14 protein-coding genes are annotated in these 15,150 nt (G+C 66.1%); 7 read left to right on the top strand and 7 right to left on the bottom strand.

Annotated elements, in window-relative coordinates; all coding sequences use genetic code 11:
• Window positions 1-59: 59 nt before the first annotated feature.
• From CH290_RS23350 to CH290_RS23340, 3 genes are all read left to right on the top strand, one after another.
• Window positions 60-1,064, top strand: coding sequence for a beta-ketoacyl-ACP synthase III (locus CH290_RS23350; RefSeq protein WP_026347775.1), 1,005 nt, complete (start codon window positions 60-62; stop codon window positions 1,062-1,064).
• Between the two features lie 121 nt (window positions 1,065-1,185).
• On the top strand, window positions 1,186-1,587 hold the full coding sequence (locus CH290_RS23345) for a PPOX class F420-dependent oxidoreductase (protein WP_019665012.1): 402 nt from the start codon (window positions 1,186-1,188) through the stop codon (window positions 1,585-1,587).
• A gap of 47 nt (window positions 1,588-1,634) precedes the next feature.
• Window positions 1,635-1,934 (top strand): DUF4190 domain-containing protein, encoded by a 300-nt coding sequence (locus CH290_RS23340; protein WP_033189422.1) that lies wholly within the window; start codon window positions 1,635-1,637, stop codon window positions 1,932-1,934.
• Here the strand turns inward: CH290_RS23340 and CH290_RS23335 are convergent.
• Window positions 1,859-3,127: an MFS transporter gene (locus CH290_RS23335; RefSeq protein ID WP_033189423.1), complete on the bottom strand. Its 1,269-nt coding sequence runs from the start codon at window positions 3,125-3,127 to the stop codon at window positions 1,859-1,861. The genes CH290_RS23340 and CH290_RS23335 overlap by 76 nt on opposite strands.
• Window positions 3,128-3,167: 40 nt before the next feature.
• On the opposite strand from CH290_RS23335, the gene CH290_RS23330 reads away from it, so the two are divergent.
• From CH290_RS23330 to CH290_RS23320, 3 genes are all read left to right on the top strand, one after another.
• Window positions 3,168-4,112 carry a LysR family transcriptional regulator gene (locus tag CH290_RS23330; RefSeq protein WP_033189424.1) on the top strand — a complete coding sequence of 315 codons (945 nt, stop codon included), beginning with the start codon at window positions 3,168-3,170 and terminating at the stop codon, window positions 4,110-4,112.
• 4 nt (window positions 4,113-4,116) lie between these two features.
• On the top strand, window positions 4,117-4,713 hold the full coding sequence (locus CH290_RS23325) for a histidine phosphatase family protein (RefSeq protein WP_033189425.1): 597 nt from the start codon (window positions 4,117-4,119) through the stop codon (window positions 4,711-4,713).
• A gap of 115 nt (window positions 4,714-4,828) precedes the next feature.
• The gene (locus tag CH290_RS23320; protein ID WP_033189426.1) at window positions 4,829-6,343 is read left to right on the top strand and encodes a phage infection protein; all 1,515 of its coding nucleotides are present in this window, start codon (window positions 4,829-4,831) and stop codon (window positions 6,341-6,343) included.
• Here the strand turns inward: CH290_RS23320 and CH290_RS23315 are convergent.
• Entirely contained in the window at window positions 6,326-6,622 is a 297-nt protein-coding gene (locus CH290_RS23315) for a putative quinol monooxygenase (RefSeq protein WP_019665018.1), read from the bottom strand. The two genes, CH290_RS23320 and CH290_RS23315, sit on opposite strands and share 18 nt — an antisense overlap.
• A gap of 101 nt (window positions 6,623-6,723) precedes the next feature.
• Here CH290_RS23315 and CH290_RS23310 point away from each other — a divergent pair, with 101 nt between their 5' ends.
• Window positions 6,724-8,229: an MFS transporter gene (locus tag CH290_RS23310; RefSeq protein ID WP_033189427.1), complete on the top strand. Its 1,506-nt coding sequence runs from the start codon at window positions 6,724-6,726 to the stop codon at window positions 8,227-8,229.
• A gap of 1 nt (window position 8,230) precedes the next feature.
• Here CH290_RS23310 and atzF read toward each other — a convergent pair whose 3' ends face one another.
• From atzF to CH290_RS23285, 5 genes are read right to left on the bottom strand one after another with little or no spacing between them, the layout of a single operon-like run.
• The gene (atzF, locus tag CH290_RS23305; protein ID WP_033189428.1) at window positions 8,231-9,916 is read right to left on the bottom strand and encodes an allophanate hydrolase; all 1,686 of its coding nucleotides are present in this window, start codon (window positions 9,914-9,916) and stop codon (window positions 8,231-8,233) included.
• Complete coding sequence (locus tag CH290_RS23300; RefSeq protein ID WP_033189429.1) at window positions 9,903-12,011, bottom strand: 5-oxoprolinase/urea amidolyase family protein; 2,109 nt, start codon at window positions 12,009-12,011, stop codon at window positions 9,903-9,905. The genes atzF and CH290_RS23300 overlap by 14 nt, the downstream gene beginning before the upstream one ends.
• The gene (locus CH290_RS23295) at window positions 12,008-12,628 is read right to left on the bottom strand and encodes an urea amidolyase associated protein UAAP2 (protein ID WP_170947522.1); all 621 of its coding nucleotides are present in this window, start codon (window positions 12,626-12,628) and stop codon (window positions 12,008-12,010) included. The genes CH290_RS23300 and CH290_RS23295 overlap by 4 nt, the downstream gene beginning before the upstream one ends.
• Window positions 12,628-13,419, bottom strand: a complete 792-nt coding sequence (locus tag CH290_RS23290; protein ID WP_019665023.1) for an urea amidolyase associated protein UAAP1 — start codon at window positions 13,417-13,419, stop codon at window positions 12,628-12,630. Before CH290_RS23290 ends, CH290_RS23295 begins: the two co-directional genes overlap by 1 nt.
• Before the next feature lie 5 nt (window positions 13,420-13,424).
• Window positions 13,425-14,966: an amino acid permease gene (locus CH290_RS23285; RefSeq protein ID WP_020112267.1), complete on the bottom strand. Its 1,542-nt coding sequence runs from the start codon at window positions 14,964-14,966 to the stop codon at window positions 13,425-13,427.
• Between the last annotated feature and the right edge of the window lie 184 nt (window positions 14,967-15,150).

Here is a 15,150-nt window from a genome sequence, read left to right as displayed (position 1 = left end):
TGCCCAAGACCCGAGCCGAAGCCCGGCGATGGCACGGTAGCCACCGAGAGGAACTGAAGATGGGTGCGATCAGCACAACGCAAGGCCGGCAGACCAAGCTCCTCGGCTTGGGAGTCCACCGACCCGAGCGGGTGGTGACCAACGACGAGATCTGCGAGTTCATCGACTCGAGCGACGAGTGGATCCAGACTCGATCGGGCATCAAGAACCGCCGGTTCGCAGAACCCGAAGAGAACGTCGTCCAGATGTCGATCTCCGCAGGCAAGAAGGCGCTCGAAGCCAGCGGCATCGCCGCCGAGCAGATCGACACCGTCATCGTCGCGACGTCGACGCACCTCGAGTTGACGCCCCAGGCTGCCGCGAAGGTCGCACACGGCCTCGGCACCAAGGGCCCCGCCGCGTTCGACATCTGCGCCGGCTGCGCCGGCTTCTGCTACGCGCTCGCTGTCGCATCGGACCTGGTGAAGGCCGGAACGGCACAGTACGTCCTCGTCATCGGTGCCGAGCAGCTCAGCCTGACCACCGACCCGTACGACCGCACCACTCGCTTCATCTTCGCCGACGGCGCAGGCGCAGTAGTCGTCGGACAGAGCGACGAGACCGAGATCGGCCCCGTCGTCTGGGGATCGGACGGATCGCAGTCCGACGCCATCGTCCAGACCATTGACTGGTACGACTACATCACCGGCGAGGACGCCGAACGTCCGTGGATCAAGATGAACGGCATCTCCGTGTTCCGTTGGGCCGCGTTCGAGATGGGCAAAGCAGCACAGAAGGTCCTCGACGTCGCCGGCATCAAAGCCGACGAACTGCATGCCTTCGTCCCGCACCAGGCCAACAGCCGCATCACCGAACTCCTCGCCAAGAGCCTGAACCTGAACGAGGAGACCCCGGTCGCCAACGACATCGCCGAGACCGGCAACACGTCGGCCGCGTCGATCCCACTGGCCATGGAGGAACTACTCCGCACCGGCAAGGCCAAGGAAGGCGACACCGCGCTGCTGCTCGCATTCGGTGCAGGCCTCTCCTACGCCGGGCAGGTCGTCAAACTCCCCAAGCTGTAACCGGCTCCACTCCCGCCCAACTGGGTCATACCGCAGGCTCAACTCCCGCCCGAGGTTGTGGACGACAATCCGATGATTTTCGTCCACAACCTCGGACTCGTCGGCGGTTAGGCTGGGCGTCATGCCGAAGCCACCGTTGCCTGCAGATGCCATCGAACTTCTGAAGAAGCCCAATCCCGCTGTCATGGCGGTTGTTCGTGCCGACGGAACGCCCATCACGGCGCCGACGTGGTACCTCTGGGAGGACGACAAGATCGTTCTGAACTTCCAGGCCGATCGCAAGCGTCTCGAGCACATTCGGGCGAACCCGAAGGTGTCGATCTCGGTGCTCGACGAGGCGAGTTGGTACACCCACGTCACCATTCACGGCACCATCACGCTGCAGGACGATCCGGGTCAGGTCGACATCGACCGGATCTCCACGCATTACACCGGTGAGCCGTACCCCGTGCGGGACAAGGAGCGCGTCACCGGGCTGCTCGAGGTCGACGCCTACGTCGGCTGGGGCAAGATCGGTTCCTAGCTTCCGGTGCCGATTGCCCGATTTGTCCGAGAGTGCAACACTCGGGCATGACCTATCCGCAGGGCACCCCGTACGGGCACTACGCAGGGCCTGTCCCCGGCCCGCCCCGGACCAACTCCACCGCTGTCGCGGCACTGATCTGCGGGGTGGTGGGGTTGTTCACCGGGCTCGTCGGCTTCGTCGCCATCGTTCTCGGCCACATCGCTCGGAGTCAGATCAAGCGGACGGGCGAGGACGGCGCCGGAATCGCGCTCACCGGGCTGATCCTCGGTTACGTCAGCGTGGTGCTTCTGTTCGTCGTGATCGCCGTCTTCTTCTGGATCGCGGTCCTGTTCGTCAACGCATGATGCGAGGCTGCCGCGATCAGGGCCAGTACCGCGAGGCCCATGACGAACAGTGCCATCGCGGTCCACCCGAACTGCTGGTACACCACGCCGCCGAGCCAACCGACGACGGACGAGCCGCCGTAGTAGAAGAGGTTGTACAACGACGTCGCCTGCGCACGCCCGACGGTCGCGCGTTGACCGGTCCAGCCCGACGCGATGGCGTGGGCCGCGAAGAACCCGACGGTCAGGATCACCAGGCCGACGAGGATGACGATCAGGTTGCTGCTGATCGTCAGGCCGACGCCCGCGATCATCAGCAGCGTGGACCCGGCCAGAACCCCGGCTCGACCGTGGCGAACGGCAAGCTGACCGGCGACACGTGAGGACACCGTGCCGCTGAGGTAGGCGAGAAAGATCAGGCTGATCAGCGACTGCGGCAGACCGAAACCGGATCCTTCCAGGCGGAATCCGAGGAAGTTGTAGATCGCGACGAATCCGCCCATCAACAGAAACGCCTGCGCGTACAGCACGAGCATTCCCGGTTCTTTCAGGTTGGCCCACAGGCGGGTGCCGAGCGACGGACCGGCCGAGTCACCGGCTCGAAAGCGTCGGGGCGCCGGTGCGAGGATCAGGAACAACGTCGCGGCGACGGCGGCGAGGATCGACACCGTGAGGGTGCCGATGCGCCAGTTGGTCACCTCCGCGACCGGTCCGGCGACGATGCGGCCGAGCAGACCCCCGAGTGTCGTGCCCGAGACGTAGGTGGCGGCGGCGAGTGCCGTGTGGTTGCGATGGACTTCCTCGCTCAAGTAGGCGATCGCGATGGCCGGGAGTCCACCGAGCGCTGCACCTTCGAAGAATCGTATGGACAGCAGCACCGGCAGCGACGACGACAACGGCACCACCAGGCCGAGGATCGTGGCGACGACGATCGAGATGCTCATGGCCTTGACGCGACCGATGCGGTCGGCCACGACGGACCACGGCAGCACCGACACCGCGACACCGACGGTGGCCAATCCCACAGCCAGGGAGGACTGGGACGGTGTGATCTCGAGGCCGGATGCGATCAGAGGCAGGATCCCCTGGACCGAGTAGAGCTGAGCGAACGTGGCGATACCCGCGAACAACAGGGCCGCCACCAGGCGCTTGTACTCGCGCGATCCACGAGGGTGGCCTTCCCACTCCAGTGTCACGTCGGTCGTCGCAGTCATGACGACAACGTTAGGCCGGGAAACTATCACGGTCCAATGCATGATCGGGTTCGAATTCATGCATCAGCGTTATGATTTGCTCATGCGCGACGAGGCCCGTCACCTACTTCCTCTGATACCGGCGATCCTCGCGGTCGCGGAGACCGAGCACATGACCGAAGCATCCGAGCTTCTCGGCGTCCCCCAACCGACTGTCAGCCGGCAGATCGCCCGGGCGTCGAGCATCCTCGGGGTACAGCTCGTCGAACGGAGCGGACGCGGTATCGCGCTCACCACCGCGGGCCGAATACTCGTCCCGTACCTGCAACGCGTCGCCGTCGACCTCGAAGCCGGCCTCGACGCCGCGGGGGAACACGATGCGAACGCTCGGGGCCGCATCGCCATCAGCTTCCAGAACACCCTCGGTGAGGACATCGTTCCGGCGTTGATCCGGCAATTTCGCGGGGACCACCCGGCGGTGACGTTCGACCTGGATCAAGGCGCGCGGGCACGGTGCCTGGACCGTCTCGACGACGGGCTGGCCGATCTCGCCTTCGTCTCGCTCAGCGCCGAACACACCGAGGCCAACTCGTTCCAGCTCTACGACGAGCGGCTCGTCCTCGTCGTACCCGCCGACCACCGTCTGGCGCGTGCGCGTTCGGTCCACGTCCGGGACACCGCAGGCGACAGCTACATCGCGATGGGTCACGGTTACGGGATGCGGTCGATCTGCGAAGACCTGTGGGCCGACGCCGGGATAGCACCGGACATCGAATTCGAAGGCCGAGACATTCACACCGTGCGGGGCCTGGTCGGCGCGGGCCTGGGCATCTCGATCCTGCCTCGATCCCGTGGCCTGGGTCCCGAGGTCGTCGAGGTGAAGATCTCCGATCCCGCGGCTCGACGAAGAATCGGCATGGTGTGGTCCGGCAGGACGGCAGCCGGGCAGGTGCACGCTTTCCGGACGATGGTGATCCGCAGCGGCAGATCGCTCGTGGTTAGGTGATCGTGTGCAGCTGATCCTGATTCGACATGCGCTCCCCCTGCGATCCGACGAATCCGCCGATCCGCCCCTCGCCGAACTCGGACACGAGCAGGCCGGTCGCCTCCCCGACGCACTGTCCCGCTTCCCCATCACCCGGACGATCGCGAGCACTCAGCTCCGGGCAGTGCAGACCGGCACCCCGGTGGCGGCCCAACTGAGACTCGACCTGGGCACCGACGACAGAATCACCGAATACGACCGCGACTTCGGCGGCTACATCCCCATCGAAGATGCACGCACCGAACTCCGCGACGCGTTCGACCGCATCAAGGCTGGCCATCTGCCCGAGCAGGTCGACGAGGCCGCCTTCCGCGCCCGAGTCCTCGGCGGTATCGCGGCCGCGGTCGACGGAATCGAACACACCGACACCGTCGCCCTGTTCGCGCACGGCGGGGTCATCAACATCTTCCTCCAGGACATCCTCGGCACTCCGAAAGCTCTCGGTTTCCCCATCGACTACTGCTCCATCACCCGAGTGCTGTTCTCGCGCAACGGCACCAGGTCCGTGTCGTCGGTCAACGAAACCCATCACGTCTGGGACCTGCTTCCACGCAACCGGTAGCGAGCTGGAATCCTCATAGACCTCTTAAACAGGCAGTTCAGAGACGGTTTCGACGCCGTTTCCGCTCGTCGGCTGGTCAACCGGCTCGCGAGAGGCAGTTAGCCTCAGGATCACTATGGGTAAATTCAGTCTCACTCGTCGGCCGTCCTTCGCACTTCTCGCCATCGCTTTTCCGCTGGTGGCTGCTGGTTCGTTCGCGCTCGGCGCCGGCGTCGACCTGACTGCGGACACCCAGCCGACCACGGTCGCGTCCACGGCCGAGGCTCCGACCGAAACCCCCACCGGTGATCCGCTGGCCACCTCGCGGAAGAACCTGCAGGAAGCCGGACTGCCCGTGAGCTTCCTGTCTGCAGGCGTCAGCCAACTCACCGACGGCGGCAACCAGCTCAACGACGGAGTCGTGCAGCTCACCGACGGCATCACCCAGGCACACGACGGCACCGTCCAACTCGCCGACGGGTTCGTGGAGTACCGCGCAGGCATCGGCCAACTCGGTGACGGCGCGTCGCAGATCAGCGGAGGCGTCGACGAGGTCGTGGACACCCTCGCCGGATTCGGTGCCCAGCAGGCTCAGTTCACCGCGTCGCTCGAAGCCGCGGCGCAGCAGGTCGACGCGTTCCCCCACCCCGGATCCGACGGTATCTCCGGCCAGATTCGCGGGGTCATCGACACTCTGAACACCCAGGGCTTCGGCCCCGACACTCTGGATCAGTTGCAGACACTCAAGGCGGGAGCCCGCCAGCTCTCCGGGGAACTCAACGACCCGTCGAGCCAATTCCTCTCGGCCACAAGCCAAATCGGCGACGCCACCGTTCAGCTCCGGGACGGGCTGGGACAGCTCGACGACGGCGGTGGCCAGCTGCGTGCCGGCACCGACCAACTCGTGACCGCGGTGGAACCGGTCTCCGGCATCGTCAGCGGCATCCAGACCAACGTCCAGGAAGCAACAGCCGGCCTCCCAACGGCCAAGGAACTGAACAGCGGGCAACTGAACAGCGGGGAACTGAACAGCGGGAACGCTGCCGCCTCCGACGATTCGACCGACGTGGCAGCAGCCTCCGGCACATCCGGTTCCACGACCTCGGTCGCCCCGTACCTCATCGCAGCACTCGTCGCCGTCGGCGCGGTCGGCGCCGTCAGCCTCGTACGAGTCCTGAGCCGCGACTCCCGTCTGCGGTGGGTTGCCGCCGCCGTCGCAGTGGCAGCCGTCGGAGCGTGCGCAGCTCTCGCGTTCGCCTTCACCGCACCCGACGCCTCGATCGGTGCCCTGATCGGAGCAGGAGCGTTCCTCGTCGTCTCGGCAGGCGCCTACCTCGCGGCCGCGGGTGCCATCCAACGGGTACTGGGATCGACCGTCGGACAGGCGGTGAACGTGGTGCTTCTCGTGGTCCAGGTCGTCGTCTGCGGCGCTGCCTCGGCCAGTAGCGCGGCGATCTGGGGACACCTGTCGGCCTTCATGCCGATGGCGTACACCGCGGCGGGTGCTCGCGAGATCGGTTACTCGTCGATGACGTCGACCGGTTGGCTGGCGTTGGTGCTGACCGCCGCGCTGCTCGTCGTCTCCGGAGTCGTGTACCGGACGTCCTCGCGAACCGAGGAAAGAGCCGCGGAGCTACCGAACCACGCGTAGCGGGTGAATGGCAGGCGGGGCTGCCAAGTGCTCGCCGAATTCGCTCAGCGCCTTCTGTAGGTGCGGGGTCTTCATGTGCGCATCCAGATCGTCCTCGGACCGCCACACCTCGATGGTCACGAACGTTCCCCGTTCGGCGGCGGATTCGAACAGTTCGTAGGACACGTTGCCGTCCTCGTGCAGTGACTCCGCCGCGAGTTCGGCCAAGCCTGCGCGAACGACGTCCACCGATTCGGGTTTCGCGGTGATCGTTGCGACGACCTTCAGATCACTGAGCACAATTCTCCCTTTCGCCAGTGGTGGGGTGTACGGCAACCACCGAGTCCGACGGTACCGTCATGAGCGCATCCGCATCGGCTGAAACAGATCAAAGGGGAATCGTGAGCGACGTGCACGAGAAGGCGACGCGGAAGGACTGGCTGGGTCTCGCTGTCCTCGTCGTACCCATTCTGCTCGTCTCGATGGACATCTCGGTGCTCTACCTCGCGTTGCCCGCGGTGACCGCCGACCTCGAGCCGAGCAGCAACCAGACCCTCTGGATTCTGGACCTCTACGGGTTCTTCCTCGCCGGACTTCTGATCACGATGGGGTCGGTAGGTGACCGGATCGGCCGACGGCGACTGCTGATGGTCGGCGCCCTCGTGTTCGGTGCCGCCTCGGTACTGGCCGCGTTCTCCACCTCGCCGGAGATGCTCCTGATCGCCCGCGCTCTTCTCGGTGTCGGCGGTGCCACCATCGCGCCGAGCACACTGTCCCTGATTCGCAACATGTTTCGCGACCCCGCGCAACGCAAGGAAGCAATCGGGTTGTGGACGGCAGGTTTCGCCGGCGGCGGGGCGATCGGACCCGTCATCGGCGGTTTCCTGCTGGAGCATTTCTGGTGGGGATCGGTCTTCCTCGTCAACATTCCGGTGATGATCGTGATCCTGGTCGCGGCGCCCCTTCTGGTTCCCGAGTTCAAGGACCCCGAGCCCGGCAAGTTCGACCCCATCAGCGTCGCCCTGTCCATCGTCGCGATGCTCGGCATCGTCTACGCGATCAAACACGGTGCACAGGAAGGTTTCGACGTCGCCACCGTCTCCACCGCGGCAGGCGGGCTGGTACTCGGATTCCTGTTCGTCCTCCGGCAACGCAAGGCCAAGGACCCGCTGATCGACGTGACACTCTTCGGCGAACGCGCATTCAGCGCAGCCGTCCTGGTCCAGTTCCTGGTGATCTTCGCACTGACCGGCTTCAGCCTGTTCGCCTCGCAGTACCTCCAACTCCTCGTCGGCCTCGGCCCGTTGGCTGCCGGACTGTGGTTGCTGATCCCCGCTGCGGCAGCGGCAGTCGGTGCCGTCTTCTCCCCGACGCTGAGCAAGATCATCCCGACGGGCACCATCATCGCCGGCGGACTGGTGCTCATCGCCGTGGGTTCGCTGGCGCTGCACTTCGTCGGCTCGAACTCCGGCATCCCGCTTCTGATCACCGGAATGTCCCTGATCACCCTAGGCGTCGGTGCCGCGTCCACCCTCAACTCCGACATCGTCCTGACCGCCGCCGCACCCGAAAAGGCCGGTGCCGCGTCGGCACTCTCCGAGACCGGCGCCGAGCTCGGCGGTGCCGTCGGCATCGCCATCCTCGGCACCATCGGATCCACCGTCTACCGCAACGGCGTCTCCGCCCAGGTACCGCCGAACACCCCCGCGGACATCGCCGGACCCGCCACCGAAACCGTCGGCGGCGGAATGGCAGTGGCCGAGCTACTGCCACCCCCACTGAACGACATGCTGCGCGAACTCGCCGCACAGAGCTTCGTCGACGGCTTGAACCTGGCTGCCGTGTGGAGCGCAGGGCTCATGGCCGTCTCCGCCGTCGTGGTCTACGGCCTCCTGCGTCGTACCTGATTCATACCGGTGCGGGGGTGCGCTCGCGGTACGCGCGCCAGCCACCGAACTTCGTGATGTCCACAGCCGCGTCGGCCGCCTCGTACGAGCAGCAGAAACCCGTGACCCACCGGCCGTCGGACAGTTCCACCGACGTCAGACCCATCGGCACCGGAAGACCGGCCAGGAACGTGCCCAGACCCGCCGCGGACATCCGATACAGCTCCCCGGCAATCGCAGCCCCGGTGCCGGACGCGTGCCGCACCAGTCCGGGTTTCGGCGGCGTCGTCCCCAGATCGACCAGGCGATACGCGTCGGACGTCAGCACGTCGCCGAGGAAACGTGCACCTCGATCGGTCAGCTGGTGGTGCACCGGAAAGCCCTTCAGATGCGCTCCCACGACGAGAACATCGATGCCCTCGGCGACGAGAACAGGTGCCGGGGCCGAGGTGAGCGCAGCCGCGATGTCCACGGCGACCTGATCGTGGAAGCCCGGTACGACGACCATGACCCCGAACGGGTCACCGGCACCGGTCGGCTCTCCGGGAACCGCGACGGCCGCCATGTCCAGTAGGTTGCAGAAGTTGGTGAACGTCCCCATTCGCCGATTGACGGCAAGCGGATCCGCCTGTACCGCAGCGATCGTCGGGTGCTCGGTCGTCGTCGGAAGCACTAGCCCGTCGTAGCCGTCCAGCAGGGCCACGGCAATGCGCTTGCCTGCGGCAATCGTCGACAGATCGTCGACGTACCGGTGCGCCGACGGCTCGGCGGCCCCGGAGACGATGCGCGCCACCGTAGGGTCCGCTGACGCAGGACTCGAGGCCAGGAACTCTCCCACCGCCGAATACCTCTGCGCGACAATCGCTCCGTCGTACAGCAACGTCGCGATGTCCAGAAGCGGCGAGATGTCCACCGTGTCGTACTCGATCCCCCGTACCCGCAGGCCGGCCACCGTTCTGTCGAACGCATCGCGGTACTCGGGACTCAGTGCGGCGAGGTCCTCGGCTCGGGGCACCGCCACCCTCGGCGTCGGCGACGCAGCGAGCCTCACGTCCACCGGCCACGACCGGCTGCGTGGATCGGCCTCGTCGAACCCGGCCATGACGCGGGTGGCGAGGGTCGCCGTGTCGAGGTCGGCGGCCATCACCGTCACGCAGTCGTAGTCGACGCACGCCGGGACCACACCGGTCGTCGGAACGACCCCGAGAGTCGTCTTGATCCCGACGAGACCGTGGAACGACGCCGGCACGCGTCCCGAACCTGCAGTGTCCGTGCCGATTCCGATATCCGCGATTCCCAGCGCGACCGCCACGGCCGATCCGGAACTGGAACCGCCCGACACTCGCTCGGGATCCCACGCACATCGCACTGCCCCGTACGGGCTTCTCGTCCCGACGAGACCGGTGGCGAACTGGTCGAGGTTGGTCTTGCCGAGAATCAGTGCACCCTGCTCGACGAGCCGGGCCACCGCCGTCGCGGACACCTCGGGCACGTACGAGAACTCGGGGCACGCAGCCGTCGTCGGCAGCCCGGCTACGTCGACGTTGTCCTTCACCGCGACGAGCATCCCCGCGAGGGGCAACGACGCGTCGACGAGGTCCGCATCGGCAAGCACGTCGGCCTCACTGCGCAGCGTGATCCACACCTCGGGACGATCGACCTCGGCAATTCGCGCGTACGCCTGCCGAATCCTGTCATGCAGCTGCATCGGACCCCTCCTTCTTGCTGAACTCGCCCGCTGCCGACCATGCAGCACGCTCGGCATCGAACGCTGCCGCCTGAATCGTGCGGAACTGCTCGATCGACTCGTGTTCGGCGGCGAGGAACTCGTCGTGCTCCGCCAGCGAGAATTCACCGTCGGTGATCTCCACTCCGCCGTTGCCCCTCCCGGCCGCCGTGTCCGCGCGCAGATCCATCAGTTCCTCGGGCTCGACCGGATACCACGAAATCCGGTCGAAAAACCTGAGAAGCCAGGGGCTTTCGGGTTGGAACTGGCTCGAGGAGGCAGGAGCGGAGCCTGCGGAGTGACCCGGTTGGGCAGGAGCGGAGCCTGCGGAGTGACCCGGTTGGGCAGGAGCGGAGCCTGCGGACTTTGTTTCGGCAGAATAGCGGTGGTTCCAGACCTGAGTTGTGCGGCCGACGAACTGGTAACCACCGGGGCCTTCCATTCCGTAGATGCAGAGGTATGCCCCGCCGATTCCGACAGCGTTCTCCGGGGTCCAGGTACGTGCGGGATTGTATTTGGTGGTGACCAGCCTGTGCCGCGGGTCGAGTGGGGTGGCGACGGGTGCGCCGAGGTAGACGTCACCGAGGCCGAGGACCATGTAGTCGGCTGCGAAGACGGTGTCGAACACGTCTGCGACGGAATCCAATCCGTTCATGCGCCGGATGAATTCGATGTTCCACGGGCACCACGGTGCATCGGACCGGACGCCGTGCATGTAGCGGGCGATGGCTTCGCGGGTCGACGGGTCGTCCCAGGACAAGGGCATGCGGACCGTCCGGGACGGAACGACGAGCTCCGATGCGGCGGGGAGGTCGGATTCGACCTCGTCGAGCAACCCCATCAGCGTCGTGATCGGCAGTACGTCCGGGTCGACCTTGACCTGCAGCGACCGGATTCCGGGTGTCAGGTCCAGCAGTCCCTTCGGGGCGATCGCCTCGATGCGCTGGTGCAGCGCATGTGCCCGTGCGCGCAGTGCCAGGTCCAGCTTCATGTCGCCGTACTCGACGAGCACGTTGTCGTCGCCGGAGCGCCGATACGTCACCGCGGTCTCACCGTCGCGGCGCGCGATGACGCCGTCGTCCCCGTCTCCGCCGGCGGAGAAGACAACCGGAAGCGATGCCCTGCGTTCGAGTCCCAGTGCGCCGAGCGCGGCGGCATGCGCTGCCTTCACCGGTACGAACCTGATGGTGTCCCCCGGCTTCAACTGCCCGAGCTTCCAGCGCTCGGCAGCCACCACGGTGACCGGGCAGACGAAGCCGCCGAGGCTCGGGCCGTCGGGCCCCAGGAGGATCGGGGTGTCACCGGTGAAATCGAGCGCGCCTACCGAGTACGCGTTGTCATGGATGTTCGACGGGTGAAGCCCGGCCTCACCGCCGTCCTCGCGCGCCCATTCCGGTTTGGGACCGATGAGGCGCACACCGGTGCGGTCGGAGTTGAAGTGGACTTCGTACCGCGTCGCGTACAGCGTGTCCATGTCCGCGCGGGTGAAGAACTCGGGCGCGCCGTGCGGCCCCTCGGTCACCGCGATGTCCCACGTCGTCGTCAGGACGGGACGATGTTCCATCGGAATGGATCGAATGCCGTCTCGACCGGCGCCCCCGGCGACCTCGAGGACGTCTCCTTCGGCAAGGGTGCCGCCGCGGTGGCCCCCGAATTTGCCGAGCGTGAATGTGGCTGCGCTGCCGAGGTAGTCGTCCACCTCGATCCTTCCCTGCACCGTCACGTACACACGCAGGCCTGCGCCGGTGGTGGGTCCGACGTCCAGCACCGCACCGGCCGAGACCAGGACGGGCCGCCACTGAGGCACGTCGGTCCCGTCGATCCGCACACGAGCGTCCGCGCCGGTGACGCACACGTAGGTATCGGCGTCGAACGTCAGCGCCGGGCCGGCCATCGCGGACTCGAGACCCGGGGCGCCCTCGGGATTGCCCAGGGCCACATTGCCCAGTCGGAACGACAGATCGTCCATCGGTCCGGACGGAGGAACCCCCACCTTCCAGTAGCCGACGCGTCCCGGCCAGTCCTGCACCGTCGTCAGCATGCCCGGCCGCACGACGGTCATCTTGGTGGTGCTCATGGCCTGGTCACCACCAGACGAACCGACGTCGGGTCGAACCCGTTGCACGGGTTGTTGATCTGCGGGCAGTTCGAGACCAGAACCAGGGTGTCCACCTCGGCTCGCAAGGACAGTGACTTCCCGGGTGCAGACAAACCGTCGACGATGCCGAGCGTGCCGTCCGCGTCGACGGGAACGTTCATGAAGAAGTTGATGTTGGACACCATGTCTCGCTTGCCGAGTCCCCACTTGGCGCCCTCGATCAGGAAATTCTCCACGCACGCGTGCTGGTGCCGAGTGTGGTGGCCGTACCGCAGGGTGTTCGACTCCTGCGAGCAGGCGCCGCCGACGGTGTCGTGGTTACCGACCTCGTCGGCGACGATCGTCATCAGCGGTGTCGAATCATCGCTGCGCAGCACGGTTCCGGTGGTGAGGAACAGGTTGCGCTGGGCGGTGACCGTCGCCGCGGCGGAGTACCGGAGGGCGTGATCGTCGGCGGCATAGAGCAACGTGTCCACGGCCTGGTTGCCGTGCAGGTCGATCATCGTCAGGACATCGCCTGCCTTCACGACGGCCGACCAGGGGCCCCGGGCGTCGGCGACCTGGTCCAGTACCACTGATCCGAGTGTCGTTGTCATCATGCACCTTTCGGGTTCAGCGCGTTCCAGGCGCTGTCGGTGTTCCATACCGCGCGTTCGTACTCCGGTTCGGTGTTCGCCAGTGCGAGCAACTCCTCCGACGCATCCCAGGCGGTGACGTCGAGCGCCGTCGTACCGAACGTGTCCGCGGGGTCGAGTGGGTGCGCGGTGTTCGCGAGCAGCACGACGACCGGCAGGTGCATCAGTAGATCGACTTCGGTGCCGGGGCCGGCCGAGCCGGTGCTGGTGAGTGCGCCGTCGGCCTCGACGCGTACCCCGTGGAAGAACGAGATCGACGGGGGCAGATCGCGCGGCTCCAGACCGTTCTTGGCAGCGCCGACGGTGAACATCTCGCGGCCCGCCGGCGACGAGGAATGCAGCGCCCCGGTCCCGTACTTCGCCGCATTCGTTGCTGCCGAGGTGGTTCCGCACAGCGCGTCGTGACGACCCGAACTGTCCGCGACGACGGTGGCGAGGACTCTGCCCTGGTCCGACAGCAGCGGATGTCCCGTCGTGACGTACGCCTGCCACGGGACCTTCACCGTGTCGGCCGCATTGAGTCTTTCCCACGGGGCATCGGCGCGGTAGAGCAGCAGGTGGGCGCAGGCGGCGCCGTCGACGTCGCGCAAACGCAGCCGTGTACCGCGGGCCAGGACCTTGGTGGAATACCGGCCGCCGGGAATCGTCTCGGCCCAGGTGAGCGTCACACCGTCGGGGCCGGTGGGGGCGTCGACCTCAGCGGCCTGCGAGCGAGCATGTTCCTTGGCGGCGTGGGTGGTTGCTGTGCTCATGTGTTCTACGCTCCGATCGTGACGGGTCGTGGGTGTGCTTTGGCGCGGGGGAAGCAGGCGATGCCCACCACCACGACGGCCAGGACGGTCAGCGGGGCGGCCCACTGCAGAATCGGGTATTCCCCGGTGGGATTGAAGATTTCGGCACGCGGCCAGGACAGATTGACCACCATCAGCCCGCCGTACAGAACTGCTGCGATGTTCACAGGGATACCGAGCCAGCCGAGGGTGAAGAGTTTCTTTCCTTCGGCATCCACCTGCACTCCGCCGCGGGGCCAGCCTTTCAGTCGCTGGACCAGCAGTGGGACGGTGACCATCATGTAGGCGAGGTAGATCAGGACGATGCAGACACTGGTGAGGGTCGTGAACAGGGCGGCGTTGCCGACGTTGACCGCGAGAACCGCGACACAGGCCAGTCCGATGAGAACCGAAGGGGCAATGGGCGTTCCGGTCTTGGAGTTCACCTTGGACAGGATGTCCGACGCGGGCAGTCGTCCGTCACGGGCCATGGAGAACATCAGTCGCGAGGCAGCGGTCTGGATGGCCAACGTGCAGATGAACACCGCGATGGCGACGTCGATCAGGAGGACCGTGCCCCACGGCGACGTCAGGATGGAGTCGATGACGTAAGGCAGGCCGAGCGTCGCGAGATTGCCGTCGGTGAGCGACGGTGCCGCCATCAGTGCGCCGACGATCATCAGCCCACCGCCGAGGGCCGACGCGGACAACGCAAGCCTGATCGTACGCGGCGCGACCCGACGCGGGTTGTGGGTTTCCTCGGCAAGCTCACCGGCAGAACCGAATCCGACCATCACGTAGGCGGCCATGAGTCCCGAGACGATCCACGCCCAGATGTAACCGGGTTCGGCTCCCGCGGCACCGGTGTCGAGGACGACCTGGGGTCCGCGCTGTGCGTGGGTGAAGAACACGAGTACCAGGGCGATGACTCCGACGATCTCGCACGTCACACCGATCGAGTTGATGCGTGACATCCAGTTCACGCCGATCGAGTTGATGGTCGTCGTCAGGACGAGCAACACGGACCCGAGGACCACTGCGTTGGTGGCACCGCTGGGGGACGTCAGTGCCGGATCGTCGCCGACGATCTGGAACCCGCTCCATATGCTCGGCAGAACCACCTGCAGCGCGATCGCCGCGGCCGACGCCGTGACGATCTGCGCGATGATCATGAACCAGCCGGCGAACCAGCCGACGATCTCACCGCCCATCCTGCGCGCCCACTGGTAGATGGCGCCTGAAATGGGATACCGGGCAGCAAGTTCCGCGAAGTTCAGCGCAACCATGAACTGGCCGAGGAACACCAGCGGCCAGGTGAAGAAGAACGCGGGGCCGCCGAAACTGAAGCCGAGTGCGAACAGCTGGAAGATCGTGGTGAGAATCGAGACGAACGAGAACCCCGCCGCGAACGAGGCGAATTTACCGAGCGAACGGTGCAGTTGCTGTTCGTATCCGAGCTCCGCGAGATCGGAGTGGTCACTGCGCGGTGGCGAGGACCCTTCGGGTGCGGGCAGAGTAGTCGAGCTCATGGATGTCTCCTCGAGAGAAAGAGTGACTGCGGGAAGGTGCCTGACCGCCCGTCTGCGCTGCCGGTGCGGGCTTTTCTGTCAGTCGATAGTTTTCCGGCCCGAGGTGCCCCACGAGTGACAGCAATGAAACAACTACGTTTCGCAGGTTTCTATCGAATGACAGAAACTTCACTGCCGCGTCGTC

This window comes from Rhodococcus sp. 06-156-4, from assembly GCF_002259345.1.
Taxonomy (GTDB): Bacteria; Actinomycetota; Actinomycetes; order Mycobacteriales; family Mycobacteriaceae; genus Rhodococcoides; species Rhodococcoides fascians_E.
This window is presented reverse-complemented; position numbering and strand designations above follow the sequence as displayed.